Here is a 25,851-nt window from a genome sequence, read left to right on the forward strand (position 1 = left end):
CTGGAGAAATACATGGCAGCAAATTGGATGCGCCGCACCGTCATGGTCGCCGCATGTGCATCGGCCGCGTTGCTCGCGGCCTGCGGTTCCAGCACCACTGAATCGGCCATCACGCCCCAACGCTTCATCGCGTTTGGCGATGCCATGAGCGATGTGGGACAAAACGGTTCGCGCTACACAGTCAACGACGGCAGCGTCAACAACTGGACCCTGCAGGTGGTCGCCAACTACGGCAAGACCCTCACCGCCGCATCCGCTGGTGGCACCAGCTACGCCGCCGGCAACGCCCGCGTGAGTGCCAAGCCCGACGCCGCAGGCAACGCCAGCACCCGCACCATCACCGAGCAGATCGACGCCTTCCTGGCCGGTGGCAGCTTTACCGGCTCCGACCTGGTGATCGTGAGCGGCGGTGTCAGTGACGTGATCGCCGGCATGGCCGCCGTGACCGCAGGCACCCAGACCGAGGCCGCCATGGTGGCCGCTGCACGCAAGGCGGGCGAAGACCTGGCCGCCCAGGTGCGCCGCCTGGTCGCAGCAGGCGCCAAGTATGTGGTGGTGACCGGCACCTACGACCTGAGCAAGAGCCCCTGGGCCAAGTCGATTGGCCGCGAAGCCCTGCTGACCGATGCCAGCAGCCGTTTCAATGATGGCCTGCTGGTGGGCATCGTGGACCTGGGCGCCAACGTGCTGTACGTGGACTCGGCCTACTACGTGAACCTGTACACCAGCGTGCCTGGCAACTATGGCTTCAACAACGCCACGACGGCCGTGTGCACTTCGGTAGACACCACCAACGGCATCGGCATTGGCGCAGGCCAGGTCAACTCGGCCCTGTGCAACAGCTCCACGCTGCTGTCGGGCGCCAACCAGGTGTCGTATGTGTTTGCCGACTCTGTGTACCTGACCCCGTCGGCACAGCGCCAGTTCGGCACCTACGCCTACGACCGCCTGCGCGCGCGCTGGTAACGGACTGCATGCCCGGGCCGCCGTGTGTGGATGTGCCAGGGCTGTCGCCCACAAAAAAGCCGACCCCAGGGTCGGCTTTTTTATTGTGCACCAAGGGGCCCGGATGGGCCCGTGGCAGCGGCTTACTTGACCGTATCGAACACGGCACGCGCCTGAGCGTGGCAGAACGGGGGCTCGTAGGTGCCGTGGTAGGAGCCGTAGTAGGTGGCAAAGGCCGCCGAGGTGGGGTCAGTCGGCGCCTTGCCGCCCGGGCCGAAGGTGGCCTGGATGGCAGCGTCCACATCCACAGAACTCACGTTGGTGAGCCCCCGGCTGTCGAAGTCGGCCTTCATGACGGCCTGGTGCACGGCAGGTGGCACCGTGGGGTCGCCTGCACCGCCGCACAGCAGCACGCGTGCCTTGGGGCTCCAGCCCAGCAGGTCGTTCTTTTTGGCGGTCAGGTAGAGCGGGTGGGTGGTGCTGGTCTGCGAGCCCGTGATGAAGTCGGACTGGAACAGGGCATCACGCGCCTGATTGGGCGTGCCCGCAGGCAGGGTGCCAGAGGTGACCAGCGTGGTGTAGGTCATCGTGGGGTTGGGCAGCAGGTTCTCGATGTAGCCCGAGTACGGAGCCTTGAAGACCTGCTTCACATCGGTGTACACGTTGCCATAGACCTTCTGCCACGAGGTCACGAGGTAGGGCACGAAGAACTGCACGCCCGCAATCGCATCCGGAATGCGCAGCGAACCCGACAGGTTGTAGGGGCCCGCCAGGTGGGCGCCTGCCACCACGTTGAACTCGGAGGCATGGTCGCGCTCGGCGGCGCGGTGTGCGGCCATCGACGAATGGCCGCCCTGCGAATACCCCGTGAACATAACCTTGCCCGACAGGGTGGCCCCCACGGTGCTGGCCGCATTGCGCGCAGCGCGCACCGAGTCGATCACGGACGTGGCCTCGGAGTCGGCATGCAGATAGGGGTGGTAGCTGTAGGTGGACTTGGCAAAGCCCAGGTAGTCGGTGGCCACAACGGCATAGCCCTGGGCCGCATACATGGCCGCCAGCAAGAAGGTTTCGGAGTCCTGCGGATTGGCCAGGGTGCGGGGCTTTTGCACATCGGTGCCCTTGGCATAGGCCAGCAGCGGTGCCGCTGTGGTGCAGCTGCCGCCGGGCACCAGCATCACGCCCGAGGCGTTGGTGTTTTCGCCGCTTTTGGCCCCCACGGTGGCGTAGTTCAGTGCCACCACCTTCACGTCGCACTTGGCCTTGCCGGTGAGGGCCTGCAAGCCCGCACTGGCGGTGCTAGCGTCGATCTGCGCCGCAGTCAACGTGGCCAGCGTGGCGGGCGGGTCAATGAGCGAGCCACGTGCCGGATCGTCGGAGCCCCCGCAGGCAACAAGCACCAGCGCGGCAGCCGCAACACAGGTAAGACGGAAGTAATTCATGGATGGGTCCCTCGGGTCAGTGAAAAACGATGCATGGTGCGCGCACCTGCGCTGCAGCATCCATAGGGGATAACGCGTGAAACAGGGGCCCAAGACGCCTAGGCGACAGGCATAGGCCCACCACGCCCCATCAGCGGGAGCCCCGCATGCCGTAACGCACCTTCATGCCCAGAATCGTCCCGGCCAGCGCCAGCGTGATGGCGTTGGCCACCACAATCGGCCAGGCCGCCAGCGACAGCCCGTAGACCAGCCACAGCGCCACCCCTGCCGTGAACACGCTGTACATGCCCAGGGAGATCCCGCTCACATCGCGCGTGCGGAAGGTGTGCAGCGCCTGGGGCACGAAGCTGCAGGTGGTGAGGGCGGCGGCCAGGTAGCCGATGAGTTCGTGGAGGGGCATGGTGGACGGGGCGGCAGAGGGGGCTGCGCCGATTATTCCTGCAATCCCCCACTTCACTGGTCGCGTGTGGTCCAGTCGATCAGGCTGTCGAACACGGGCCGCGCGGCCCCTGCGTTGGCGTGGTTGACCACCGCCACCAGCACATAGCGGCGCCCGCTGGCAGCGTGCACATAGCCCGCCACCGCCATCACATCGCGCAGGCTGCCCGTCTTGAGGTGGGCCGTGCCAGCCCGGCTCTGGCTGCGGCGCAGCGTGCCGTCCACCCCCGCAATGGGCAGCGAGGCCAGCAGCTCGGGCATGGCCGGGGACGCCCAGGCCACCTGCAGCATGCGGGCCAGCGCCTGGGCCGTGAGGCGCGCATCGCGGCTCAGGCCTGCGCCGTTGTCCACCTGCGGCAGCTCCACATCCCCCACGCGGGCCAGCCACCACTGGCGCAGCACCTCGCGCGCGCCGTCAAAGCTCGCCACGCCGTTCTTCTGCAGCGCCAGGGTCAAAAACACCTGCTGGGCCATCACGTTGTTGCTGTACTTGTTGACATCGCGCACCACCTCTGCAAGGGCAGGTGAGTTGACCACGAACGCAGGCTTGAGGCCCGCAGGCACCTTGCCATCGCGCACCGCGCCCGTGAGCTTGCCCCCCAGTTCGCGCCACATGCCCTCCACCGCGCGCGCCGCAAAGCCGCGCGGGTCGGCGGCGGCCACGGGCCACACGCGCTCGCCGCACGCCGCCGGGAACACCCCCTGGAAACTCACCTTGGCAGGGTCAGACAGCTCTGCCCGCAGGGCGCCCCGCCAGTCACCACACTCAGTGCCTGGCGCCGCCAGGGCCACGGTCGCCTGACGCTGCACGCCCGCCAGCGGCGGGTCGTACTGGATGCGCGCGAGCCCGGCGGCCACATCGGGCACAAAGGTCACCACCGACGATTTGTAGTTGAGCAGCAGCGCATCGGGCGCCGCGTTGTAGGGGCGCAGCGGCTCGCCGTCAAACCGCGCCGGGTCATGGTCGGGCACCTCGAACGCGGTACGGTCCAGCACGATGTCGCCCACAATGACCTGGATGCCCTGGCCCTGTAGGCGCCGCATCAGCAGCCACAGGCGCTCCATGACGAGCTTGGGGTCGCCCTGGCCCTGGATGTAGACATTGCCGCGCAGGCTGCCGTCCTGCACCGCGCCCTGCAGATAGACCGGGGTGTTCCAGACATAGGCCGGGCCCAGCTGCTCCAGTGCTGCGTAAGTGGTCACCAGCTTCATCACCGATGCCGGATTGACCGGCACCTGCGCGCGGTGCGCAAGGCGGGGCGCAGTGCGCGCACTGCCCTGCGCCTCGACCACCAGCACCGACAGCGCATCGCGCGGTAGCCGGGCCCGGCCCAGGGCTGCCTCCACCTCGGCGGGCAAGGGGCTGGGCGCAGGGGCCTGGGCGCCCGTGCTCCCTACCAAAGCAAGCCACAGCATGGCCCCCAACAGCACCGCACGCGGCGCAGGGCGGCGCCAGACAACAGAAACAGACAGCATGGCGGGAGTCTATCGCCCGGCACCAACCCGCCCCCATGCGCCAGCACCACGGGCGGCGGCCACCGATAATCCCCGCATGCGTTTTTCTCCTCGTGCCATGGGCGTCCTGGCGGCCGTTGTGACGGTCACCATCTGGACGGGCTTCATCGTCATTGCCCGCGCCTCGGCCCAGCGCACGCTCACGCCGTTGGACATTGCGCTGCTGCGCATCACCGGCGCCAGCATGGTGCTGCTGCCCTGGGGCTGGTGGATGGTGCGGCGCCGCGTGCAGGCTTTGGGCACGTCAGCCCCGCCCTCCAGCCTGGCGGGCCTCTCGCCCCTGCCCCTGCGCACCACCGCCCTGCTGGGCCTGTTTGGTGGCCTGCTTTATGCGCTGCTGGCCTATGCGGGGTTCTTCCACGCACCGGCCACCCATGCGTCGGTGCTCATGCCCGGCAGCCTGCCGCTGTGGACGGCGCTGCTGGCTGCCTGGCTGCTGCGCGACCACATCACCCCGCAGCGCGCGGCCGGGCTGGCGCTGATCGTGGCGGGCGACCTGCTGGTGGGCGGGCGCAGCCTGCTGGCCGCTTTTTCGGGCGGCGATGTCTGGAAAGGCGACCTCTTGTTCATGCTTGCCGCGTCGTGCTGGGCCACCTACAGTGTGCTGGCGCGGCGCCATGCGGTGGATGCGGTGCAGGCCACCATCGCCATCACGGCCTTTGCCTGCCTCGTGTATGTGCCCGCCTATGCCCTGCTGGCCGGGCTGGGGGCCGTCACCAGCCACCTGGCGCAGGCCCCCTGGAGCGAAATCGCCTTTCAGATGCTGTTCCAGGGCGGGGGCTCGGTGGTGGTGTCGGGCATTGCCTTCACGCGCATGATCCAGCACTTTGGCCCCGTGCGCTCCACCATGATCACGGCACTGGTGCCCGGACTGTCGGCCATCGGGGCGGTGCTGTTTCTGGACGAGCCGATGCACTGGAACCTCATCGCTGGATTGCTGCTGGTGACCGCCGGTATCCTTGTGGGGGTGCTGCGCACCAGCCAGGCGACTACAGCCACGGCCGCTGCGGCCGCGCGCCGCGCCGCGCACTGACCCCTGCTGAACCCTGCACACGCCCCTGACAACGACTCTCCCGGCTCATGAATCTGCTCGCCTTCGACACCAGCACCGACACCCTCTCCATTGCCGTACAGCACGGCGATGGCGTCTGGCAGCACCAGGGGCCGGGTGGCGCGCAGGCATCGGCCACGCTGATCCCCACCGTGCGTGCCCTGATGGCGCAGGCGGGCCTGTCGTTCGACACGCTGGATGCCATCGCCTTCGGGCGTGGCCCCGGCTCGTTCACCGGCCTGCGCACGGCCTGCGCCGTGGCCCAGGGGCTGGCCTTTGGCGCACGCGGCGGCCAGGGGGTGCCCGTGCTGCCGGTGGACACCCTGCTGGCCGTGGCCGAAGAAGCCCGTGCGCAGCATGGCTGCACCCAGGTCGTGGCCGTGCTGGATGCACGCATGGACGAGGTCTACCACACGCGCTGCCGATATGTGCCGGGATTGCAGGCGGCAGGTGGCCCATGGGTGACCGACGCCGACTTTGGCCTGGGCAAGCCCGAATCCGTGCAGGCGCCCGCAGACTGGACGGTGGCCGGCAACGCACTAGCGCCCTACGGCGAGCGGCTGGCGCCCGGTGCCCGCCATGTCGCCGCCCTGCCCACGGCCGCCGCCCTGCTGCGCCTGGCGCCCGCGCTGATCGCGGCAGGTGCAGCCGTGCCCGCCAGCGACGCGCTGCCGCGCTACATCCGCGATAAAGTGGCGCAAACCACCGCCGAGCGGGCCGCCCTGCGCGCCGCCCAGGCCATGGCCACGCCCCCGAGCACCCCATGAGCGCCTTGCCCACCTCTTCTTCCACCGCCGCAGACGACACGGCCTCGGCCCGCCCCGAGGCGCGTTTTGAAGCGCTCACGCTGGACCGGCTCGACGCCGTGCTGGCGGTGGAGCAGCGCGCCTACTCGCACCCCTGGACGCGTGGCAACTTCACCGACGCCCTGGCCTCGGGCTACCAGGCGCAGGTGCTGATGGCGGGAGACCACCTGCTGGGCTACTTCGTGGCCATGATGGGGGTGGATGAGGTGCACCTGCTCAACATCACCGTCACCCCTGAGTTCCAGCGCCAGGGCTGGGCCCGTGTGCTGCTCGACGCACTGGCCCTGTGGTCGCGCGGGCGCGGCGCGCAGTGGCTGTGGCTGGAGGTGCGCGCGAGCAACCTGCGCGCCCAGGCCATCTACCAGGTCCACGGCTTTCGCCGCGTGGGCGACCGCAAACGCTACTACCCGGCCGACCAGGGCCAGCGCGAAGACGCGGTGGTCATGAGCCTGGGGCTATAAACCCCACCTGCGCCCCACTTGCCCCCGCCTGCCAAGAACCCACCGACTGCCTGCCTGTATGAGCCTTCACCTCGATGCGCGACAACGCGCCATGCTGCAAGAAATGGGGGTCACCGTATGGGGGCCGCCACCGGCAGAGGCTCCGATCACCCCACCCGCCCCGGCCACCAGCGCTGTGGCGGTCCAAGCGCCCTCTCCTGCGCCCGTGGCCATGGCCGTGCCACCTCGCAGCGCAGAGTCCCCGGTTGTTGCCCCTCTGCGCACGCCGCCCCCCAGTGCCGCCCCGGTACCCCCGCCAGCAGGGGGCTCCACCACTCCAGCACTGCAGCTGCACACGCCCCAGGCGCTCTACCCCTCAGCCGACCCGGCCCAGACGCCCAACGGCCTGGGCCGTGGCTGGCTGATCGTGGCCGAAAGCCTGACACCTGCCGACCCTCTGGGCGGAGACGCGGGGCGCCTGCTGGACAACATGCTGCGCGCCATGCAGCTGCACAAGCACCCGCGTGTTTATTTCGCGGCGCTGGAGCGTTCTACCCCCGGCGCTGAAGCCAGCCCCCACATCCCCACCACCCTGGCCGATGCCGTCGCCACACTGCAACCCGCCATGGTGCTGGTGCTGGGCCATGTGGCCGCCCGCGCGGCGCTGGGCCGCACCGAGCCGCTGGGCCGTCTGCGCGCGGGCCCGCACCAGCTGGCGGGCTGCCCTGCGGTTGTGACCTATGACCCGGCCTTCCTGCTGCGCTCGCAGGACACCAAGGCCGCCGCCTGGGCGGACCTGTGCCACGCCCTGGCGCTGGTGCGTGGCGCTGGCGCTCTGTGATCCCGCTCTGCGCAGCCGCCCGGCGCCCTCACGGTGCCATAATCCGCGACTTGCCCATTTTTTTTTACGGAGACAGCTCCTTGGAAACCTACCCGAGTTGGTAGCTTTCCGCTCCCCGGCCTGCCGTGGGGCTGAAAGCACCCCACAACCCCCACCGCAGATGCCACACAACAAGGGAGTGAGCCCATGCTCAACATCTTTACGCTCGCCAATGGCCGGCTGTTCCAGGAAGAAATCGAGTCCCTGGAAGAGCTGACCAAGTTCCAGCCGATCTGGGTGGACCTGGAAGCCCCCACGCTCGAAGAAAAACGCTGGATCAAGCAGCACTATGGCCTGTCCATCCCCGAAGATGCGATGGACGAGGACATTGAGGAATCCGCCCGCTTCTACGAAGAAGACAACGGCGAGCTGCACATCCGCAGCGACTTCTTGATCGATGACGATGAAGACCCCCGCTCGGTGCGCGTGGCCTTCATCCTGAACCAGCACAACGCCAATCTCAAGAGCCGGGGCGTGCTGTTTTCCATCCACGACGAAGACGTGCCGGTGTTCCGCCTGCTGCGCATGCGCGCGCGCCGCGCTCCCGGGCTCATCGAGGATGCCAAGGAAGTGCTGCTCAAGCTCTTCGATGCCGACGCCGAGTATTCGGCCGACACGCTCGAAAACATCTACGACGAGCTGGAGAAAGTCAGCAAGCAAGTGCTGGCCGGCGACGTGACCGACGCCCTTGCTGGCGAGGTGCTGGGCGCCATTGCCCGCCAGGAAGACTTGAACGGCCGCATCCGCCGCAACGTGATGGACACGCGGCGCGCGGTGAGCTTCATGATGCGCTCCAAGATGCTCAACGCCGAGCAGTTCGAGGAAGCCCGCCAGATCCTGCGCGACATCGAGTCGCTGGACAACCACACGGCCTTCCTGTTCGACAAGATCAACTTCTTAATGGACGCCACGGTCGGTTTCATCAACATCAACCAGAACAAGATCATCAAGATTTTCTCGGTGGCCAGTGTGGCGCTGCTACCCCCGACGCTGATCGCCAGCGTGTACGGCATGAACTTCAAGTTCATGCCCGAGCTGGACTGGTCACTGGGCTACCCCTACGCGCTGGGCCTGATGCTGGCGAGCGCGCTCGGACCCATGTGGTACTTCCGCAAGCGCGGCTGGTTGAAGTAGCCCCCCTGTGGCGCTGCGCGCCTTCCCCCGAGGGGGACGCCACCCGAGGCCCGGCAAAGCCGGTTCCTCGGTGGCGCTGGCGTGGGGCACGCCCTTCGCGTGGTCCAGTCAAGCTTTCGCAGGCGCGTTCTTGGCAGGAAACTTAAGCAAAAATCGGCTTCTCCGCGCGACCATATTGCCTTTTAAGCTATTAAATCTATAGCTTTTGCAGCAGTGCCAGCACCATGTGCTCGGCATAGCGACTGGCCACGGTCTGCACGAACAGGGCGAAGTCCCCGTGGGCGGTGTCGTCGGCGCGGTCGGAGATGGTGCGCACGGCGGCGAAGGGCAGGCCATAGTCCTGGCAGACCTGGGCCACGGCGGCGCCTTCCATTTCCACGGCCAGCACATCGTGCCCAGCCCCCTGCAGCGCGGCGCGCAGTTGCGCGGACTCGGTAGCGGTCGAGACAAAACGGTCGCCGCTGGCCACCAGGCCGTGGTGCACCTGGTGTGCACGTTGCCCGGGCGCTGATTTCAGCCCAAACTGGCTGCTTGCGCCTGCCACACAAGCGTTTGCCGCTTCCAAAAGCAGAGCAGTCAGTGCCGGATCGCAAGGCAGGCGGCTGCGGGCATAGCCCGGTAGCTCCCAGCGCGGGAACAGGGGCGAGGCGTCCATGTCGTGCTGGATGTAGTCCTGCGCCACCACCACATCGCCCACATTCACCCCGTCCCCCACGCCCCCGGCCACCCCGGTGAACACGATGCGCGCCACGCCAAAATGCTCGATCAGCGCCGTGGCCGTGGTGGCAGCGGCCACCTTGCCAATGCCCGACAGCGCCAGCACCACCGGCCGGTCGTCCAGCTCGCCCCGCCAGAAGGCGCGGCCCGCGTGCGTCACACGCTGCGGGTGGGCAAGGCGCCCAACCAGGGAGCTTTGCTCTTCGGTCAGTGCGCTCAGGATGGCGGTACTCATACAACAACCTTTCGGATCAGGGGGCAACGGCGTGCAGCCACCGCCCCTTGCGGCGCGGCCATGAAAAAAGGCGGCCGAAGCCGCCCGGGGATTGTGGCGCGCAAAACCCTGCGCGCCGCCAGGCCCGTTATTTCTTGTCGCGCAGCTCGCGGCGCAGGATCTTGCCCACGGGGGTCTTGGGCAACTCGGTGCGGAACTCGATCACCTTGGGTTGCTTGTAGCCCGTGAGTTCGTGGCGGCAGAACTCCTTGACCTGCGCCTCGGTGAGCGCCGGGTCCTTCTTCACGATCACGAGCTTGACGGCCTCGCCGGTCTTCTCGTCGGGCACGCCCACCACGGCACATTCGAGCACGCCGGGGCAGTTGGCCACGACTTCCTCGACCTCGTTGGGGTACACGTTGAAGCCGCTGACCAGCACCATGTCCTTCTTGCGGTCCACGATCTTGAAGAAGCCGCGCGCATCCATGATGCCGATGTCGCCGGACTTGAAGTAGCCGTCGTCGGTCATGACCTTGGCGGTTTCGTCGGGGCGCTGCCAGTAGCCCGCCATGACCTGCGGGCCCTTGATGGCGATTTCGCCCGGCTCGCCCAGCGTGGTGACTTCGCGGCCCTCATCGTCCAACAGCTTCATGGAGGTGCTGGGCAGCGGCACGCCGATGGTGCCGGTGTACTCGGTGGCCGTCACGGGGTTACAGCTGGTAGAGGGGCTGGTTTCGGACAGGCCATAGCCTTCGCAGATCGGGCAGCCGGTCTTTTCGAGCCAGAGCTTGGCCACCGCCCCCTGCACGGCCATGCCACCACCCACCGACACCTTGAGGTTCTTCCAGTTGACGGTATTGAAGTCGGGGTGGTTGGCCAGGCCGTTGAACAGTGTGTTGACGGCCGGGAAGCTGTGGAAGGTGTGCTTGGACAGCTCCTTGAGCACCGCAGGCAGGTCGCGCGGGTTGGGGATCAGGATGGTTTTGCCGCCGGTGCGCATGGACAGCATCATGTTCACGGTGAACGCGAAGATGTGGTACAGCGGCAGCGCGCACACGGCCGTGGGCTGTTCGCCCGCAGGCACCTTGCTCATCACGGGCGAATTCCAGGCCTCGGACTGCAGCACGTTGGCGAGGATGTTGCGATGCAGCAGCACCGCCCCCTTGCTCACGCCCGTGGTGCCGCCGGTGTACTGCAGCAGTGCGATGTCATCGGGCTTGATGTCGGGCTTCTTGAGCGTGCTGCGCGTGCCCTGGGCCACGGCCTGGTTGAAGCGCACGGCCCCTGGCAGGTTGTAGGCGGGCACCATCTTCTTGACGTTGCGCACCACGTAGTTGACCAGCGTGCCCTTGAGCAGGCCCAACTGGTCGCCCATGGCGCACAGCACCACATGCTTGACGGGCGTGTGCGCAATGCATTGCTCCAGCGTGGCTGCGAAGTTCTCGATGATGACGATGGCTTTGGCACCCGAGTCCTTGAGCTGGTGCTCCAGCTCGCGCGGGGTGTACAGCGGGTTCACATTGACCACCACAAACCCCGCGCGCAGCACGGCGGCCACGGCAACGGGGTACTGCGGCACGTTGGGCATCATGATCGCCACGCGGTCGCCCTTGACCAGGCCCAGGCTCTGCAGGTAGGCCGCAAACGCGCTGGAGAGCGAGTCGGTCTGGGCATAGGTCACGTCCTTGCCCATGAAGCTGTAGGCCACGCGGCCAGCGTACTTCTTGAACGCCTCGTCCATGAGGGCGACAAGGGAGGTGTACTGCGAGGTGTCAATGTCGGCAGGTACCCCTTGCGGATAGGCGGCCAGCCATGGGCGGTCGGTCATGTGTTTTGTCTCCTGGTAAATTTTTAGTGGCGGTGAATGGACCGTGCCGCCATTTTCAGCACGGTCGTGCTTTTTTCATAGATGAATTATGCCTGTCAGCCCTTGAGTGCGGCGAGCACTTCGTCAAGCATTTTCTTGGCATCGCCGAAGAGCATGCGGTTGTTGTCCTTGTAGAACAGAGGGTTGTCCACACCCGCATACCCCGAGGCCATGGAGCGCTTCATCACGATCGAGGTCTTGGCCTTCCACACTTCGAGCACCGGCATGCCCGCAATGGGGCTGGTGGGGTCGTCCAGCGCGCTGGGGTTCACGATGTCGTTGGCGCCGATGACCATGGCCACGTCGGTGTCCGGAAAGTCCTCGTTGATCTCGTCCATCTCCATCACGATGTCGTAGGGCACCTTGGCCTCGGCCAGCAGCACGTTCATGTGGCCAGGCATGCGACCGGCCACCGGGTGGATGCCAAAACGCACTTGGACGCCCTTCTCGCGCAGGGTCTGGGTGATTTCGTTGACCGTGTGCTGCGCCTGGGCCACGGCCATGCCGTAGCCGGGCACGATGATGACGCTCTTGGCCTCGCGCAGCAGCTCGGCCGTCTCGGCAGAGCTGACAGGCACGGCCTCGCCCTGGGGTTCGGCGGCCTCGCCCTTCTTGGCCGGTGTGCCAGCCCCCGAGCCGAAACCACCCGCGATCACGCTGATGAAGTTGCGGTTCATGGCATTGCACATGATGTAGCTCAGGATGGCGCCCGAAGAGCCCACGAGCGCACCGGTCACGATGAGCAGGTCGTTGCTGAGCATGAAGCCCGTGGCGGCGGCGGCCCAGCCCGAGTAGCTGTTGAGCATGGACACCACCACCGGCATGTCGGCGCCGCCGATGGCCATCACCATGTGGACGCCGAACAGCAGCGCAATCGCCGTCATCACCATCAGCGGCACCATGCCTTGCTCCACTGTTTCGGCGCGCAGGAATTCACGGCCGAACCAGATCACCACCAGCAGCGCCGCCAGATTGAGCCAGTGGCGGCCGGGCAGCAACAGCGGCTTGCCGCCGATCTTGCCGTTGAGCTTGCCGAAAGCGATCAGCGAGCCGCTGAACGTGACGGCACCGATCAGGATGCCCACATAAATCTCCACTTCGTGGATGATTTTTTCGGCGCCCTGCAACTGAATGGAGGTATCGACGTAGCTGGCAAAACCCACCAGGCAGGCCGCCAGGCCCACCAGGCTGTGCATGAGCGCGACCAGCTCGGGCATCTGGGTCATCTTCACGACCTTGGCCGCATACAGGCCAATGCCGCCGCCAACCACCAGCGCGCCAACGATCCAGGCCATGCCCGAAGGGCTGACGCGCGGGCCGAACACGGTGGCCAGCACGGCCAGCGCCATGCCGACCATGCCAAACAGGTTGCCCCGGCGAGAGGTTTCGGGGTTGGAGAGCCCGCCCAGGCTCAGGATGAACAAAATGGCCGCGCCCAGGTAGGCGACGGTGGCGAGACTTTGGGACATGTTCTGTGCTCCTCGTTGTTCTTGTCGTTGTGTCTTATTTGCGGAACATGGCGAGCATGCGGCGCGTGACCGCGAAGCCGCCGAACATGTTGATGGCCGTGAGCACCAGGGCCGCAAACGCCAGCCACAGGATGAGGCTGTCAGGTCGGCCGTTCACACCTGCGTCGGGCGGCGCGATCTGTACCAGCGCACCGATGGCGATGATGCTGGAGATGGCGTTCGTCACGCTCATCAGCGGCGTGTGCAGCGCTGGCGTGACGTTCCACACCACCATGTAGCCGATAAAGCAGGCGAGCACAAACACCGTGAAGTGCCCCAGGAAGGCCACCGGCGCGTAGGCACCGATGGTCCAGAACAGCACGGCCAGCACGGCAAACACGATGGTCAGCGCCTTGGCGGACATGGGTTCACCCGGGCCATGGCTGGATTTCTTGGCGGCCACGGGTGCCGCTGCTGCCTTGGGAGCGGGCGGTGGAGCCTGCTTGAGTGGCGGTGCGGGCCAGGTGATGGCGCCATCCTTGACCACGGTGAGGCCACGAATCGCATCGTCCTCCATGTTGACCACGGCGATACCGTCCTTGGCCTTGCACAGCTCTTCGGTCAGGCGCAGCAGGTTGGTGGCGTACAGCGTGGACGATTGCTTGGCCAGGCGCGAGGCCAGGTCGGTGTAGCCGACGATGGTCACGCCATGGCGCACCACTGCCTCACCGGGCACGGTCAGCTCGCAGTTGCCGCCTTGCTCGGCGGCCATGTCCACGATCACGCTGCCGGGCTTCATGCTCTGCACCATCTCGGCGGTGATGAGCTTGGGCGCAGGCTTGCCCGGGATCAGCGCGGTGGTGATGATGATGTCCACGTCCTTGGCCTGATCCGCATACATCTTGCGCTGCGCGGCCTGGAAGCCCTCGCTCATGACCTTGGCGTAGCCGCCACCGCCCGAGCCTTCTTCCTCATAGTCCACCTTGACGAACTCACCGCCCAGCGACTTGACCTGGTCGGCCACTTCGGCACGTGTGTCGTTGGCACGCACGATGGCGCCCAGGTTGGCCGCCGTGCCAATGGCCGCGAGGCCCGCCACGCCAGCGCCCGCAATGAACACCTTGGCCGGTGGCACCTTGCCTGCGGCCGTGATCTGGCCGTTAAAGAAACGGCCGAAGGCATTGGCCGCCTCGATCACGGCGCGGTAACCGCTGACACCTGCGGTGGATGTGAGTGCATCCATCTTCTGGGCGCGCGACAGGGTGCGCGGCAGGCAGTCGATGGCGAGCACGGTGGCCTTCTTGGCGGCCAGCTGCTGCATCAGATCGGGGTTCTGGGCAGGCCAGATGAAGTCGATGAGGGTGGAGCCCTCGCGCATCAACGCCACTTCGTCGCTGCTGGGCGGGCGCACCTTGAAGACGATGTCCGCTCCGGCCCACAGCGCCGCAGCACCGTCCACCACCTCCGCCCCTGCGGCGCGGTAGGCGTCATCGCTGAAGTTGGCGGCCTCCCCGGCCCCCGACTCCACGGCGACCGTGAAGCCCAGCTTGACCAGTTTCTCCACCACATCGGGCACGGTGGCCACACGCTTTTCGCCGGGGAAGGTTTCCCTGGGGATGCCTATGCGCTGAGGCTGCGGGACGGGGCTGGTCTGCATGGGAGGTCTCCTCGAAGTTATGGAATCGTTGTGTGCCAGAGGCCGGCGCGCCTGCCGCTGCGTCAGCCCGCCCAGGGGCGCGCAGCGGCCTGCTTTCTGGCAAAGCAGGCGTCCACGGCCTCCAGGAGCTGCTGCTGCACAGCGCTGGCGGGGGGCACGATCTGCGCTGCGCCCTGCATCACGGAGCGCAGGGTCTGCACGTGGTAATCGGTGAACTTTTCAATGCTGCGCTCCAGCACAGCAGGCACTTCGGTGGGTGCCAGCGCGCGGTTGCGCAGCATGTGGGAGCTGGCAACCCAGAGGTTGTTCGCATCGGTATCCCCCAGGCCCAGGTGCTGGCGCAGCAGGGCCAGCACGCCTTCTTTCTGCTCCAGGGTCACGGCGCCTGTCGCCTGCACCACGGCCAGCGCCATCACCGCCACCACGTCCACCGGGTGCTCCAGCGCGTACAAGGGCGGCGTTTCAACTTTCTTGGCCCAGGCACGGCGGCGGAAAAAGGCCAGCGGATTGAGCCAGCCCACATCGATGCCAAAGCGGCGCAGGGCCTCCATCGCCATCGTGAAGGTGATGATGAGCCCCAGGATTTGCAGGATCACGCCCATAGTGGATCTCCCTCTCTCGTGTTGTCTTGCTGTCTTGTTGTTCGGCTGTCTGTTTGCGCCGCTTATTTCTTGGATGCGGCTTCGGCAAACGGGAACGGCGGCACGGCCAGGTAGCCGTCCATCATGCTGACACTCAGGCGTGCAGCCTGGGCCAGGTCCTGGCCCCACTGCTGGGCGGGTCGCCCCGCGACCAGGAACTCTTCGTTGTTGCGGGGCCGAGCGCCCAGCAGCCGCTGGTCCACGAGCGCATCCACCACCACCCAGGCGCCGGTGGGGGTGGCGTAGCGGTAGCTCAGGTACGAATACGGCTGCTTCAGCACGATCTGGCGACCACCCAGCCATTGGGCCAGGTCGGGGCGGTTCTTTTCCAGCCACTGGGCGCTGCTGCCCCAGTTCTTGAGGCGCAGGCAGTCTGCACGCACCGGGCTGCCAGCCGCTGCATCCACCACCGTCACATTCTGCTGGTGCGGGCAGTCACCGGGCCCGATCGGAAACCCGGCCAGGTCGCCGGTGCGGTTGGTCTGCACGCGCAAAACGGCCAGCCATTCCCCCTGCGCACCGCTCAGGCCCACAGCCCGTGTCTGCAGCGTGGCACGGGCTTCGTCGGTGGAGCCCAGGTCTTGCCAGGCCCCCGGCGGCAGCACGAGGCGCGCACGGCCCACGGGGTATTCCGCCTTGGGCGGAACAGTCAACGGCGCACATCCAGCCACCAGGACAGCCAGGGCGCTGGGCAACAGATACCGGAACTTCAAAATCATCAGAGTCATAGAAAAAGGTTCATGCGGATTCGCCTTCCATCATCCCATCCAATGCCACCCCATTCCGTTCGGGTAGAGCAAAACCGGTGGGGTATTAGCGATGCACGCCCTGGTATCAGACACTGCACACCGCCCCTGCCGGAAAAGCTGACCGCGAGCTTACATGAAGAAATTCTTATCGCTGTCGCCTTTGTCTGATGTAGAGGGAACTCTCCAGCCACGTCCCGTACAGGCAAAAAAAAGCCTGGCTGCAAAACGCAGCCAGGCTGTGCAGGGCCCTGCGGGGGCCTGTGCCGGGGTGGATCAGTTCACCACTTGGGCCAGCGCGCCCGAGGCGTACTGGGCGGCCACCACCTGCAGGCTGTGGCCCTTGATCTTGGCGCCCTGGCCTTCGCAGCCGAACTCCAGGTAACGGGCCTTGCAGACCTGCTTGGCAGCTTCGCGGGCGGGCTTGAGCCACTCGCGTGCGTCGAACTTGTCGGGGTTCTCGGCCAGGAACTTGCGCACCGCGCCGGTCATGGCCAGGCGGATGTCGGTGTCGATGTTGATCTTGCGCACGCCGTGCTTGATGGCTTCCTGGATTTCCTCGACGGGCACGCCGTAGGTTTCCTTCATCTTGCCGCCGTACTGGTTGATGATGGCCAGCAGCTCGGCGGGCACCGACGAGGAGCCGTGCATCACCAGGTGGGTGTTGGGAATGCGCTTGTGGATTTCCTTCACGCGGCTGATGGCCAGGATGTCGCCCGTGGGCTTACGGCTGAACTTGTAGGCGCCGTGGCTGGTACCGATGGCGATCGCCAGTGCGTCGAGCTGTGTGGCCTTGACGAACACGGCCGCTTCTTCAGGGTCGGTCAGCATCTGGCTGTGATCCAGCTTGCCTTCGGCGCCAATGCCGTCTTCTTCGCCCGCTTCGCCGGTTTCCAGGTTGCCCAGGCAACCCAATTCACCTTCCACTGTCACGCCAACCTTGTGGGCCATGTCCACGACCTTGCGGGTCACGTCCACGTTGTACTCGAAGGAAGAAGGCGTCTTGCCGTCTTCCATCAGCGAGCCGTCCATCATCACCGAGCCAAAGCCCAGGTCGATGGCACCGGCACACACCTTGGGGGAAGTGCCATGGTCCTGGTGCATCACCAGCGGGATGTGCGGGAAGGCTTCGACCGCCGCCTGGATCAGGTGCTTGATGAAGGGCTCGCCCGCGTACTTGCGTGCGCCCGCGCTGGCCTGCAGGATCACGGGGGCACCCACCTCATCGGCGGCCGCCATCACGGCCTGGACCTGCTCCAGGTTGTTGACGTTGAAGGCAGGGATGCCATAGCTGTTGGCTGCGGCATGGTCGAGCAGTTCGCGCATCGAAACGAGGGGCATGGTCGTGGGGTCCGTTGAGGGTTGGGGAAGGCGCTGTAAGCCGGGCTTGGCGGTGGTAACCGCTTGGTAACCCGTGATTTTAACCGGGGGGCGTGACCACCGAAGGGGGCAAATCCAACCGATAGCAGGTGGTAAAGGGCGAAGGGGCGGACGCCGGACCGAATGCTCCGCTGTGGATGTCGGCCACCCGGCGCAGGATTTCGTGCCCCAGATGCAGGCTGTCCACCGGTACCGCTGCCGTGCGGCCAGACACGCTTCCCGCTCGCTGGCGTGCCCCGTCGTCACACACCTGCAGCCATGCGCCACCGGTGTCGGCAGAGCCCAACTGGACCGCAATCTGCGTGCCTTCGGGCGTGTGCTTGAGCGCGTTTTCCACCAGATTGCGCACCGCAATGTCCAGCAGCACCGCGTGGCCGGGCACGGTGAGCGCGGGCGGGGCGGACAGGGCCAGGTCGTCACCCCGCTTCCACGCCGCCTGGGCATAGTCGGCGCACACCGACCGCGCCAGAGCGCTCAGGTCCACGGGCGCCTTGGCTTCATGCAGCTCTGCCCGGCTCGCGCGGGCCAGGGCCAGCAACTGGTTGAGCACATGGCCTGCGCGCAGGGCGTCCTGGCCGATGCGCGCCAGCGCCTGGACCCGGGCCTCTTCCGTCAGCTCTCCCGCCAGGGCGCTGGCCTGCAGGGCGATGGAGGACAGCGGTGTGCGCAGCTCGTGGGCCACCTCATTGGCCAGGCGGCGCTCGCGCACCATGGCGACCTGCTGGCGATCCAGCAATGTGTTGATTGACGCCACCACCGACTCGAACTCGCTCCAGGCATGGCGCGAGGCCAGGCGCTGGGCGCTGGCCGGGTCCAGCGCCGCCACGTCGGCCGACAGCGCGTACAACGGCCGCAAGCCGCGCCACAGTGCCAGCCCCAAGGCCAATGACACCACAGGCAACAGCCACAGACCGGGCTCGATGAGCTGTCCGGCAATGTCATCCGCCAGCTCGTCCCGCTCGCGCAGCTCCAGCATCACCATGATCTTGCGGGTGCGCCCGGCATCCCATTGCGAGAAGCTGCGCCAGGCCACCTTGTCAGGTCCCAGTCTCAGGTCGGCAAACCCTTCGGCACCGCTGAAAGGCGGCTCGGGCACCGAGCCGGTCAGGGTGAGCAGCCGCCCCTGCGCATCCCACTGCACCACGCTGATGCTCTGCTGGTAATCATGCGACTTGAGCCAGGGCGTGGGGGTGCGCTCCGTCCGCTGCGGCCCCTCCATGGCTTCGGTGGCCCGCAGGTTGAGCAGCAGCGCAGCCACGCTGGCCAGGTGCCCGTCGGTCAGCTCATCGGCCTCATGCACCCCTGTCTGGTAGCCAATGAAGACGAAGCTACCCCAGACGATGGCCAGCGCCCCCAAGGACCACAGCAACAGCTGCCGGGTGAGCGAGGGGCGGCGCCCCGACGCGGGACGAGAAGCATGGAGCGCATTCATGCGGGCTTTTCCTGCGGCATGAAATAGCCCACTCCGCGCATGGTCTGGATCGAGGCACTGCCCAGCTTGCGGCGCAGGTGGTGGATATGGACCTCGACCGCATTGCTCTCCACGGCAGCGTCCCAGCTGTACAGGCGCTCCTCGATCTGCTGGCGCGACAGCACCCGGCCCCGCGCCTCCAGCAGCACCAGCAGCACCGAAAACTCGCGCGGGGACATTTCCACCGGTTTGTCTTGCTGGCGCACCGTGCGGGTCGCGGGATCCAGTTCGATGTCGCCCAGGCGGATGGTCGGCGACGCTCGGCCCGCAGCGCGCCGCAACAGCGCGCGCAGGCGTGCATCCAGTTCATCCACATCAAACGGCTTGGTCAGGTAGTCGTCGGCGCCCTGGTCCAGCCCCGCAATGCGCTGGTGCACCTGGTCGCGCGCCGTGACGATCAGCACGGGCGTGGCGGGGTCCGGCAAGGCGGCCGACGCAGCCCCGGTGGCGGGCGGGCTCAGGCGCAGGCGCCTGAGCAGTTCGCTGCCGTCACCATCCACCAGCCCCAGGTCCAGCAGCACCGCGTCAAAACGCTCGGCGCGCAGGGCACTCCAGGCGCTGGCAACGCCGTCACTGACATCCACGGCATAGCCGCGTTGCTGCAGATTGCTGCGCAGGCCACTGGCTATGCCCGCATCGTCTTCGACCACGAGTATTCGCATGCGGACATTGTCGCAGCCCATCAGACAGGGGCGTGACAAGGCAGCGCCTGTTTTAAGACGGTGTTAAGTCCGGCCCCCTATCTTCCGGCCCATGCAGCATTCGTCCGCCAGGCCCTCCACCGCGCCCATCCCGCCCCACGCACCGACCCACCGCCACACGCTGCTTCTCTGGACATTAGGAGCACTGGCCTGTGTGGTGGCCTGGGATGCCGCTGGGCAAGACTTGGCGTTTGCCCAGGTGTTTGGCTCGTCCAACGGGTTCCCGATGCGGGACCAATGGTTTTTTGTGCAGGTGCTGCATGAAGGCGCCCGCCGCCTGGGATGGCTGCTGGTGCTCCTGCTAGCGCTGAGCGTGTGGTGGCCGCGCGGCTTTTTGCGCAAGCTGGACGCCAGTGAGCGCCTGCAGATGGCCGTGAGCGCCCTGCTCTCGCTGGCTGTGGTCAGCATCACCAAAAACCTCAGCGCCACCAGTTGCCCCTGGGACCTGGCGCAGTTTGGCGGCGTGGCACGCCATGTGTCGCACTGGGCGCTGGGCGTGCTCGATGGAGGCAGCGGCCGCTGCTTTCCGGCGGGGCATGCATCGGCCGGATTCGCCTTTCTGGGCGGCTACTTCGCATTGCGCCACAAGGCGCCGTCGGCCGCACGCCGGTGGCTGGCGGGCGCTGTGTTGGCAGGGTTTGTGCTGGGTGCGGCCCAGCAGGTGCGCGGCGCCCATTTCATGAGCCACACGCTGTGGACGGGCTGGCTGTGCTGGACCACCGGCTGGCTCTGCGACCTGGCGGCCACCGCACTGCGCCCCCGCTTCCCGCATTTCGCCAGCACCACCACGCCACCGGACGGCTCCCATGCTTGACATCGACCTGGCCTTGTTTCAGGCCCTCAACGCCGACGCCGCTACGTTGCCTGCCGTGGTGACGGTGGCACGGTGGGTGTCGCAGCAACTGCCCACCGCCATGGGGGGCCTGCTGCTTGGCAGCTTTGTGCTGGGCAATGCAGCGCAGCGGCGCGCTCTGGCCCTGGCGCTCGCATCCATGGCTTTGGCGTGGGTGGGTGTCCAACTGTTGCGGCTGGCCGTCCCTGCGCCGCGCCCGGCGCAACTGGGCATGGGCGTGCAGTGGATTGAGCACGCCGCGCGGGCAGGCTTTCCCAGCATGCATGTGGCAGGAGCCGCAGCGCTCGCAGCCAGTCTCGCCCTGCGGCCGGTCACGGGGCTGACCTGGCTGGCCGCCGCAGTAACGGCGGCCATGGTGTGGAGCCGTGTGTGCCTGGGCGTGCACTTTCCGTCCGATGTGCTGGCCGGCTTGCTCACCGGTGGCCTGGCGGCCGCAGCCATCCATCCACTGGCCGCGCGAGCGCCCCTCTGGCAAGCAGCCCTGCTGCACAAGTCGCCACAAGGCAGCACGCACTGACCGCCACCCGGCGGAACTGCCCCAGGGCGCAGCCCCGGAGCAGTGAGGAGGGGCAACCCCTCAACCCATCAGCTCGCCACGCAGATCTTCAACATGTTCGTACCGCCGGGTGCGCCCATGGGTTCGCCGCAGGTGATGGCGTACACGTCGCCCTTTTGCACGATGTTGCGGTTCTTCAGGTGGCGCTCGGCCTGCTCCAGCGCGGTGTCGCGGTCGGCGCTGGTGTCCATGAGCAGCGGGCGCACATTGCGGTACATGGCCATCTTGCGCTGCGTGGCCACCTTGGGGGTGAGGGCGTAGATGGGAATGCGGATGCTGTGGCGGCTCATCCACAGCGCCGTGGCGCCACTGTCGGTCATGGCCACGATGGCCTTGGCGCCCAGGTGGTGGGCCGTGAACAGCGCACCCATGGCGATGGACTGGTCAATGCGGCCAAAGGTCTGGCCGGTGAAATCGGCATCGAGCTGGTGGTCTTCCGCCGCTTCTGCGGCGGCGCAGATGGTGGCCATTTCTTCCACGGTTTCAAGCGGGTAACGGCCTGCAGCCGTTTCGGCGCTCAGCATCACGGCGTCGGTGCCGTCCAGCACGGCGTTGGCCACGTCGCTCACCTCGGCGCGCGTGGGCACCGGGTTGGTGATCATGCTTTCCATCATCTGAGTGGCAGTGATGACGACCTTGTCCATGTCGCGCGCCATGCGGATCATCTTCTTTTGCAACGCAGGCACGGCGGCATTGCCCACCTCCACCGCCAGGTCGCCGCGCGCCACCATGATGCCGTCGCTCACGCGCAGGATGGCTTCGAGGTGCGGGATGGCTTCGGCGCGCTCGATCTTGGCGATCAGGCCCGGCTTGTGGCGGAACTCGGAGGCCGCCACGTTGCACAACTGGCGGGCCATTTCCATGTCGGTCGCATTCTTGGGGAAGCTCACGGCCACATAGTCGGCCTGGAAGCTCATGGCAGTGCGGATGTCTTCCATGTCCTTGGCCGTAAGGGCCGGCGCCGTGAGGCCGCCGCCCTTCTTGTTGATGCCCTTGTTGTTCGACAGCTCGCCGCCCACCTTCACGGTGGTGTGCACGGCCTCGCCACGCACGGCATCCACCGTGAGCACGATCAGGCCGTCGTTGAGCAGCAGCACATCGCCCGCCTTCACGTCGCGTGGCAGCTCCTTGTAGTCCAGGCCCACGCCTTGGATGTCGCCCAGCTCGGTGCGCGAGGCGTCGAGCACAAATTGGGCGCCGGATTCGAGCATCACCTTGCCCTCGGCAAACTTGCCCACGCGGATCTTGGGGCCCTGCAGGTCGGCCATGATGGCCACCTCGCGGCCCGCACGCTGGGCGGCAGCGCGCACTGTGGCGGCGCGGTCGATGTGGTCCTGTGCCTTGCCGTGGCTGAAGTTCAGCCGCACCACGTTCACCCCCGCTCGGATCATCGCCTCCAGCAGCGCCGGGTCGCTCGACGCGGGGCCCAGGGTGGCAACAATCTTGGTGGCGCGGCGGGTAGGCATGGACATGTCTCTTTCTCTCGGTCGTTGGGGATGTAATCGAGTTTCAATTCTCACACGAAGCGGTTACATGCGAGTTACCCATGCTGCAGCAACACGGCTCAGCGCTTCAGAGCAGCGGGTATGACAACAGATGCGCCAGCACATGCGCAATGATCGCGGCCTCCAGACCGTGGCGCGCAAAGAGCCCGCCCGCCACCAAGCCAAAGGCCGTGTTGCCCACCAGCACAAACGCCACCACCGGCACGGTCAACACCCCGGCCAGTGCTTGCGCGGCGGGCAGATGCCCCACGGCAAACAACAGGGCGCTGAGCAGCACCGCCGCAGCCACCAGCCCCTTGCCTGGCCGCCCCTGGCCACGCTGCAACAGGCGCCAGCCCAGCCACAGCAGCAGGGTCATCACGCCCCAGCGCACCAGCAGTTCTTCGGAGATGCCGCCGTACAGCAGCTTGACCACCAGCGGCATGGCACTGGCAGGATCGGAGGGCTGGAGCGCCGTGGGCGCCAGCCGGGACAGCATCCACAGCCACGCAGCGCCCGCCACACCACCCACGATGCCGGGCAGGAGTTGGCCCCGCAGTGCAGGCCCCGCAGCCCGACCGGCCAGCCAGGCAGACATGGCGGGCGCCTGCAGACCCACGCTGGGCGCCAGCCACACCCCGAGCGCCACGGCCAGCGCCAAGAGCGCCGCCGTCTGCAACCCACTGAGCAAAAGCACGGCCTCCGGCGGCAGCGGCAGCAGGGCTGCGTTGGCCTTCAGGGTGGGCAGCAGCGCCCAGACCACCGCCACCACGCCGGGCATGCCCAGCAGCCACAGCGCGCCGCCCAGCCGCCACTTGCCGGGGTGAGCCGGAGCATGCGCCGCATCGGCTCCGGCAGCTTTGTCCACGGCCATGGTTTTGCCCACGCTCAGGCGCGCATCAGCGCTTCGATCTCGTCGGCCTTCACCGGCACACCACGCGTGATCAGCTCACAACCCGTCTCGGTGACGATGGCATCGTCTTCGATGCGGATGCCGATGTGGTGGAACTGCTCGGGCACCCCTTCGGCCGGGCGCACATAGATACCGGGCTCGATGGTCAGCACCATGCCGGGCCGCAGGATACGGCTGGGGCGGTTGGTGATGGTTTCGCCCGAGAGCGGGTCCTTGCGTTCGCTGGTCTGGCCCACCTCGCCGGGCTCCACATAGCTGCCGCAGTCGTGCACGTCCATGCCCAGCCAGTGGCCGGTGCGGTGCATGTAGAACTGGAAGTAGGCGCGTTGGTCGATCACGTCCTGCGCGGTGCCCACCTTGTTCTTGTCGAGCAGGCCCAGGTCCAGCATGCCCTGCGCGAGCACGGCCACAGTGGCGTCGTGCGGGTCGTTGAAGCGGGCGCCCGCCCTCGTGGCGGCCACGGCCGCATCCTGGCTGGCCAGCACCAGGTCGTACAGCGCGCGCTGGGAGCCAGTGAACTTGCCATTGGCCGGAAAGGTGCGCGTGATGTCGCTGGCGTAGCCGTGCAGCTCGCAGCCCGCGTCGATCAGCACCAGCTCGCCGTCACGCACCGGGGCGTCGTCGGCGCGGTAGTGCAGCACGCAGGCGTTGGCCCCGGCGGCCACGATGGAGTTGTAGGCGGGGTACTGCGACCCGTGCTGGCGGAACTCGTGCAGCAGTTCGGCTTCGAGGTGGTATTCGCGCACATCCTCCCCGGCGCGCAGCATGCGGGCGGCGCGCTGCATGGCGCGGATATGGGCCTGCGCGCTGATGCTGCTGGCGCGGCGCATGATGTCCTGCTCGTAGGCGTCCTTGAACAGGCGCATCTCGTCGAGCAAGGTGCACAGGTCGTTCTGCTCGGCAGGGCAGATGGCGCCGTAGCGCACACGACCGCGCACCACGTTGAGCCAGCCCTCCACGCGCGCGGCCAGGCCGCTGTGCGTGGCAAACGGGTACCAGACGCAGGCCGTGTTTTCGAGCAGGCGCGGCAGCTTGCTGTCCAGCTCGGCCAGCGAATGCGCAGCATCCACGCCCAGAGCGGCAGGCGCGGCGGCGGGGCCCAGGCGGTAGCCGTCCCAGATCTCGCGCTCCAGGTCCTTGGGCTGGCAGAACAGCGTGCTGCGGCCATCGTGCGCCAGCACCAGGCAGGCGCCGGGCTCGGTGAAGCCGGTCAGGTAATAGAAGTAGCTGTCGTGGCGGTACAGAAAGTCCGTATCGCGGTTGCGCGGGCGCTCGGGCGCCGTGGGGATGATGGCGATGCCCCCTGGGCCCAGCTGGGCAGCCAGGTGCGCGCGGCGCTGGGCGTAGACGGAAGCAGGCACGGTGGTGTTCATGGGAGGGGGTCAGAAGAAAGGGTGTTGAGTTCGGCCAGCCGCTCGGGCGTGCCCACATCGGTCCAGCGGCCGGTGTAGAGCTGTGCGCTGACGCGGCCATTGTCCATCGCGCGGCGCAGCAGCGGCGCGAGCGGGGCTTTGATGCCACCGGGGTTGCCGGGCGGGATGTCGCACCAGGGCAGCGCAAACAGCTCGGCGCGCAGCAGGGCGATGGTGCTGTAGGTGTAGCGCGGCGCAGGGTCGTCGGCGGGCAGGTTCAGCGCCAGACCATCGGCCGACAGGCCAAAGTCGCCGCGCAGGTTGTGGGCGGGGTTGGGCACCAGCCACAGGTGGGCCAGGTGGTTGCTGGCCTCGAAGGCCGCCACCGCCGCGCTGTCGAACACGAAGTCGGGCGCAAACACATCGCCCGCTGCCAGCCAGAACACCGGCCCCAGCCGGGGCAGCGCGCGCGCAATGCCCCCGGCGGTTTCCAGCGCGCCGCCAAAGTCCACGCCTTCGTGCGAGTATGAAATTGATAGCTGCTCAGGCTTACCTGTTGCGCGGGAACGGCCAAAAACATCTGAAAAATAATCGCTGATCTGGCGGCCCAGCCAGGCGGTGTTGATCACCACCTGGTCCACACCCGCCTCGCACAGCGCTGCCAGATGCCATTGCAGCAACGGCTGGCCCTGCACCTGCAGCAGGGGCTTGGGGGTGGCATCGGTCAGCGGGCGCATGCGTTCGCCCCGGCCAGCGGCCAGCAGCAGGGCAGGCACCTGGTGGTGGACGGAACTCATGCGGCCACCCCGCTCACCACACCCCGCTGCAGCGCATGGCGGTCCACGGCCGTGGGCTGGAACAGGGCCAGCAAAGCATCCATCAACGCATGCGCCTTGGCAGAATGGTCGGCGCCGAAATTGCACACATACACATCCAGCGTCACCGCGCGCTGCTCGGGCCAGGTGTGCACACACAGGTGGGATTCCGCTAGCAAAACGGTAGCTGTCACCCCGCCGGGGCCGTGCGCTGTGGCCGGAAACTCATGAAACAACTGCCCCACGGCCTGCAGCCCGGCGGCACGCACAGCATCGGTGCAGGCGCCCCCTAGGGCGGCGGCATCCAGCAACCAGGCACTGGCGCAGCGGCAGCCCTGAAGATCGGCGGTGAGGTGCAGTCCTTGCATGGGCCGCACTGTAGTGC

Annotated in this window: 25 protein-coding genes; 8 read left to right on the forward strand and 17 right to left on the reverse strand. The window is 67.1% G+C overall.

Annotated elements, in window-relative coordinates:
* Nucleotides 1-12 precede the first annotated feature (12 nt).
* Complete coding sequence (locus AvAM_RS22900; protein WP_137749216.1) at nt 13-966, forward strand: SGNH/GDSL hydrolase family protein; 954 nt, start codon at nt 13-15, stop codon at nt 964-966.
* Nucleotides 967-1,088: 122 nt separating this feature from the next.
* On the opposite strand, the gene AvAM_RS22905 is transcribed toward AvAM_RS22900, so the two are convergent.
* The 3 genes from AvAM_RS22905 to dacB all read right to left on the reverse strand — a co-directional run bounded on the left by AvAM_RS22905 (nt 1,089) and on the right by dacB (nt 4,301).
* Nucleotides 1,089-2,387: a lipase family protein gene (locus AvAM_RS22905; RefSeq protein WP_137749217.1), complete on the reverse strand. Its 1,299-nt coding sequence runs from the start codon at nt 2,385-2,387 to the stop codon at nt 1,089-1,091.
* A 130-nt stretch (nt 2,388-2,517) separates the two neighbouring features.
* On the reverse strand, nt 2,518-2,787 hold the full coding sequence (locus tag AvAM_RS22910) for a SemiSWEET transporter (RefSeq protein ID WP_137749218.1): 270 nt from the start codon (nt 2,785-2,787) through the stop codon (nt 2,518-2,520).
* 53 nt (nt 2,788-2,840) lie between these two features.
* On the reverse strand, nt 2,841-4,301 hold the full coding sequence (gene dacB, locus AvAM_RS22915) for a D-alanyl-D-alanine carboxypeptidase/D-alanyl-D-alanine-endopeptidase (RefSeq protein ID WP_137749219.1): 1,461 nt from the start codon (nt 4,299-4,301) through the stop codon (nt 2,841-2,843).
* Between the two features lie 76 nt (nt 4,302-4,377).
* Between dacB and AvAM_RS22920 the strand changes: the two genes are divergently transcribed.
* The 5 genes from AvAM_RS22920 to corA all read left to right on the forward strand — a co-directional run bounded on the left by AvAM_RS22920 (nt 4,378) and on the right by corA (nt 8,651).
* A complete protein-coding gene (locus tag AvAM_RS22920; protein WP_137749220.1) occupies nt 4,378-5,373 on the forward strand; it encodes a DMT family transporter in 996 nt (331 codons plus the stop codon).
* A 47-nt stretch (nt 5,374-5,420) separates the two neighbouring features.
* Nucleotides 5,421-6,158 carry a tRNA (adenosine(37)-N6)-threonylcarbamoyltransferase complex dimerization subunit type 1 TsaB gene (gene tsaB / locus AvAM_RS22925; protein WP_137749221.1) on the forward strand — a complete coding sequence of 246 codons (738 nt, stop codon included), beginning with the start codon at nt 5,421-5,423 and terminating at the stop codon, nt 6,156-6,158.
* Nucleotides 6,155-6,658, forward strand: a complete 504-nt coding sequence (gene rimI / locus AvAM_RS22930) for a ribosomal protein S18-alanine N-acetyltransferase (RefSeq protein ID WP_137749222.1) — start codon at nt 6,155-6,157, stop codon at nt 6,656-6,658. Before tsaB ends, rimI begins: the two co-directional genes overlap by 4 nt.
* A gap of 58 nt (nt 6,659-6,716) precedes the next feature.
* Nucleotides 6,717-7,478, forward strand: a complete 762-nt coding sequence (locus tag AvAM_RS22935; RefSeq protein WP_137749223.1) for a uracil-DNA glycosylase family protein — start codon at nt 6,717-6,719, stop codon at nt 7,476-7,478.
* A 186-nt stretch (nt 7,479-7,664) separates the two neighbouring features.
* Nucleotides 7,665-8,651, forward strand: a complete 987-nt coding sequence (gene corA / locus AvAM_RS22940) for a magnesium/cobalt transporter CorA (RefSeq protein WP_137749224.1) — start codon at nt 7,665-7,667, stop codon at nt 8,649-8,651.
* 196 nt (nt 8,652-8,847) lie between these two features.
* Here the strand turns inward: corA and AvAM_RS22945 are convergent, their stop codons facing one another.
* The 9 genes from AvAM_RS22945 to AvAM_RS22985 form a co-directional block, all read right to left on the reverse strand.
* The gene (locus tag AvAM_RS22945) at nt 8,848-9,603 is read right to left on the reverse strand and encodes a 5'-methylthioadenosine/adenosylhomocysteine nucleosidase (protein WP_137749225.1); all 756 of its coding nucleotides are present in this window, start codon (nt 9,601-9,603) and stop codon (nt 8,848-8,850) included.
* Nucleotides 9,604-9,730: 127 nt separating this feature from the next.
* Entirely contained in the window at nt 9,731-11,410 is a 1,680-nt protein-coding gene (locus tag AvAM_RS22950; protein ID WP_137749226.1) for a long-chain-fatty-acid--CoA ligase, read from the reverse strand.
* Nucleotides 11,411-11,505: 95 nt separating this feature from the next.
* The gene (gene pntB / locus AvAM_RS22955) at nt 11,506-12,918 is read right to left on the reverse strand and encodes a Re/Si-specific NAD(P)(+) transhydrogenase subunit beta (RefSeq protein WP_137749227.1); all 1,413 of its coding nucleotides are present in this window, start codon (nt 12,916-12,918) and stop codon (nt 11,506-11,508) included.
* 34 nt (nt 12,919-12,952) lie between these two features.
* Nucleotides 12,953-14,554, reverse strand: coding sequence for a Re/Si-specific NAD(P)(+) transhydrogenase subunit alpha (locus AvAM_RS22960; protein WP_137749228.1), 1,602 nt, complete (start codon nt 14,552-14,554; stop codon nt 12,953-12,955).
* 62 nt (nt 14,555-14,616) lie between these two features.
* Nucleotides 14,617-15,156, reverse strand: coding sequence for a phenylacetic acid degradation protein (locus AvAM_RS22965; RefSeq protein WP_137749229.1), 540 nt, complete (start codon nt 15,154-15,156; stop codon nt 14,617-14,619).
* Between the two features lie 62 nt (nt 15,157-15,218).
* Nucleotides 15,219-15,923, reverse strand: coding sequence for a hypothetical protein (locus tag AvAM_RS22970; RefSeq protein ID WP_137749230.1), 705 nt, complete (start codon nt 15,921-15,923; stop codon nt 15,219-15,221).
* Between the two features lie 294 nt (nt 15,924-16,217).
* Nucleotides 16,218-17,282, reverse strand: coding sequence for a class II fructose-bisphosphate aldolase (fba, locus tag AvAM_RS22975; protein ID WP_137749231.1), 1,065 nt, complete (start codon nt 17,280-17,282; stop codon nt 16,218-16,220).
* Nucleotides 17,283-17,361: 79 nt separating this feature from the next.
* Nucleotides 17,362-18,753, reverse strand: coding sequence for a histidine kinase dimerization/phospho-acceptor domain-containing protein (locus AvAM_RS22980; RefSeq protein WP_137749232.1), 1,392 nt, complete (start codon nt 18,751-18,753; stop codon nt 17,362-17,364).
* Nucleotides 18,750-19,454 carry a response regulator transcription factor gene (locus AvAM_RS22985; protein ID WP_137749233.1) on the reverse strand — a complete coding sequence of 235 codons (705 nt, stop codon included), beginning with the start codon at nt 19,452-19,454 and terminating at the stop codon, nt 18,750-18,752. Before AvAM_RS22985 ends, AvAM_RS22980 begins: the two co-directional genes overlap by 4 nt.
* A 91-nt stretch (nt 19,455-19,545) precedes the next feature.
* Between AvAM_RS22985 and AvAM_RS22990 the strand changes: the two genes are divergently transcribed.
* Together AvAM_RS22990 and AvAM_RS22995 are read left to right on the forward strand one after the other, a co-directional pair.
* Complete coding sequence (locus AvAM_RS22990) at nt 19,546-20,307, forward strand: phosphatase PAP2 family protein (RefSeq protein ID WP_171012381.1); 762 nt, start codon at nt 19,546-19,548, stop codon at nt 20,305-20,307.
* Complete coding sequence (locus AvAM_RS22995; protein ID WP_137749234.1) at nt 20,300-20,863, forward strand: phosphatase PAP2 family protein; 564 nt, start codon at nt 20,300-20,302, stop codon at nt 20,861-20,863. The genes AvAM_RS22990 and AvAM_RS22995 overlap by 8 nt, the downstream gene beginning before the upstream one ends.
* Before the next feature lie 68 nt (nt 20,864-20,931).
* On the opposite strand, the gene pyk is transcribed toward AvAM_RS22995, so the two are convergent.
* The 5 genes from pyk to speD all read right to left on the reverse strand — a co-directional run bounded on the left by pyk (nt 20,932) and on the right by speD (nt 25,834).
* Complete coding sequence (gene pyk / locus AvAM_RS23000; protein WP_137749443.1) at nt 20,932-22,368, reverse strand: pyruvate kinase; 1,437 nt, start codon at nt 22,366-22,368, stop codon at nt 20,932-20,934.
* A 106-nt stretch (nt 22,369-22,474) separates the two neighbouring features.
* Nucleotides 22,475-23,260 (reverse strand): type II CAAX prenyl endopeptidase Rce1 family protein, encoded by a 786-nt coding sequence (locus tag AvAM_RS23005; protein ID WP_137749235.1) that lies wholly within the window; start codon nt 23,258-23,260, stop codon nt 22,475-22,477.
* Between the two features lie 14 nt (nt 23,261-23,274).
* Nucleotides 23,275-24,672: an aminopeptidase P N-terminal domain-containing protein gene (locus tag AvAM_RS23010; protein ID WP_137749236.1), complete on the reverse strand. Its 1,398-nt coding sequence runs from the start codon at nt 24,670-24,672 to the stop codon at nt 23,275-23,277.
* On the reverse strand, nt 24,669-25,448 hold the full coding sequence (locus AvAM_RS23015; protein WP_137749237.1) for a nucleotidyltransferase family protein: 780 nt from the start codon (nt 25,446-25,448) through the stop codon (nt 24,669-24,671). The genes AvAM_RS23010 and AvAM_RS23015 overlap by 4 nt, the downstream gene beginning before the upstream one ends.
* Entirely contained in the window at nt 25,445-25,834 is a 390-nt protein-coding gene (speD, locus tag AvAM_RS23020; RefSeq protein WP_137749238.1) for an adenosylmethionine decarboxylase, read from the reverse strand. The genes AvAM_RS23015 and speD overlap by 4 nt, the downstream gene beginning before the upstream one ends.
* Between the last annotated feature and the right edge of the window lie 17 nt (nt 25,835-25,851).

The organism is Acidovorax sp. NB1, from assembly GCF_005405905.1.
Lineage (GTDB): Bacteria > Pseudomonadota > Gammaproteobacteria > Burkholderiales > Burkholderiaceae_C > Acidovorax.

What these genes read in the sequence shown, in the direction of transcription:
- AvAM_RS22900 (WP_137749216.1), top strand. Translation starts at nt 13, where the DNA reads ATGGCAGCAAATTGGATGCGCCGCACCGTCATGGTCGCCGCATGTGCA.
- AvAM_RS22905 (WP_137749217.1), bottom strand. Translation starts at nt 2,387, where the DNA reads ATGAATTACTTCCGTCTTACCTGTGTTGCGGCTGCCGCGCTGGTGCTT.
- AvAM_RS22910 (WP_137749218.1), bottom strand. Translation starts at nt 2,787, where the DNA reads ATGCCCCTCCACGAACTCATCGGCTACCTGGCCGCCGCCCTCACCACC.
- dacB (WP_137749219.1), bottom strand. Translation starts at nt 4,301, where the DNA reads ATGCTGTCTGTTTCTGTTGTCTGGCGCCGCCCTGCGCCGCGTGCGGTG.
- AvAM_RS22920 (WP_137749220.1), top strand. Translation starts at nt 4,378, where the DNA reads ATGCGTTTTTCTCCTCGTGCCATGGGCGTCCTGGCGGCCGTTGTGACG.
- tsaB (WP_137749221.1), top strand. Translation starts at nt 5,421, where the DNA reads ATGAATCTGCTCGCCTTCGACACCAGCACCGACACCCTCTCCATTGCC.
- rimI (WP_137749222.1), top strand. Translation starts at nt 6,155, where the DNA reads ATGAGCGCCTTGCCCACCTCTTCTTCCACCGCCGCAGACGACACGGCC.
- AvAM_RS22935 (WP_137749223.1), top strand. Translation starts at nt 6,717, where the DNA reads ATGAGCCTTCACCTCGATGCGCGACAACGCGCCATGCTGCAAGAAATG.
- corA (WP_137749224.1), top strand. Translation starts at nt 7,665, where the DNA reads ATGCTCAACATCTTTACGCTCGCCAATGGCCGGCTGTTCCAGGAAGAA.
- AvAM_RS22945 (WP_137749225.1), bottom strand. Translation starts at nt 9,603, where the DNA reads ATGAGTACCGCCATCCTGAGCGCACTGACCGAAGAGCAAAGCTCCCTG.
- AvAM_RS22950 (WP_137749226.1), bottom strand. Translation starts at nt 11,410, where the DNA reads ATGACCGACCGCCCATGGCTGGCCGCCTATCCGCAAGGGGTACCTGCC.
- pntB (WP_137749227.1), bottom strand. Translation starts at nt 12,918, where the DNA reads ATGTCCCAAAGTCTCGCCACCGTCGCCTACCTGGGCGCGGCCATTTTG.
- AvAM_RS22960 (WP_137749228.1), bottom strand. Translation starts at nt 14,554, where the DNA reads ATGCAGACCAGCCCCGTCCCGCAGCCTCAGCGCATAGGCATCCCCAGG.
- AvAM_RS22965 (WP_137749229.1), bottom strand. Translation starts at nt 15,156, where the DNA reads ATGGGCGTGATCCTGCAAATCCTGGGGCTCATCATCACCTTCACGATG.
- AvAM_RS22970 (WP_137749230.1), bottom strand. Translation starts at nt 15,923, where the DNA reads ATGACTCTGATGATTTTGAAGTTCCGGTATCTGTTGCCCAGCGCCCTG.
- fba (WP_137749231.1), bottom strand. Translation starts at nt 17,282, where the DNA reads ATGCCCCTCGTTTCGATGCGCGAACTGCTCGACCATGCCGCAGCCAAC.
- AvAM_RS22980 (WP_137749232.1), bottom strand. Translation starts at nt 18,753, where the DNA reads ATGAATGCGCTCCATGCTTCTCGTCCCGCGTCGGGGCGCCGCCCCTCG.
- AvAM_RS22985 (WP_137749233.1), bottom strand. Translation starts at nt 19,454, where the DNA reads ATGCGAATACTCGTGGTCGAAGACGATGCGGGCATAGCCAGTGGCCTG.
- AvAM_RS22990 (WP_171012381.1), top strand. Translation starts at nt 19,546, where the DNA reads ATGCAGCATTCGTCCGCCAGGCCCTCCACCGCGCCCATCCCGCCCCAC.
- AvAM_RS22995 (WP_137749234.1), top strand. Translation starts at nt 20,300, where the DNA reads ATGCTTGACATCGACCTGGCCTTGTTTCAGGCCCTCAACGCCGACGCC.
- pyk (WP_137749443.1), bottom strand. Translation starts at nt 22,368, where the DNA reads ATGCCTACCCGCCGCGCCACCAAGATTGTTGCCACCCTGGGCCCCGCG.
- AvAM_RS23005 (WP_137749235.1), bottom strand. Translation starts at nt 23,260, where the DNA reads ATGGCCGTGGACAAAGCTGCCGGAGCCGATGCGGCGCATGCTCCGGCT.
- AvAM_RS23010 (WP_137749236.1), bottom strand. Translation starts at nt 24,672, where the DNA reads ATGAACACCACCGTGCCTGCTTCCGTCTACGCCCAGCGCCGCGCGCAC.
- AvAM_RS23015 (WP_137749237.1), bottom strand. Translation starts at nt 25,448, where the DNA reads ATGAGTTCCGTCCACCACCAGGTGCCTGCCCTGCTGCTGGCCGCTGGC.
- speD (WP_137749238.1), bottom strand. Translation starts at nt 25,834, where the DNA reads ATGCAAGGACTGCACCTCACCGCCGATCTTCAGGGCTGCCGCTGCGCC.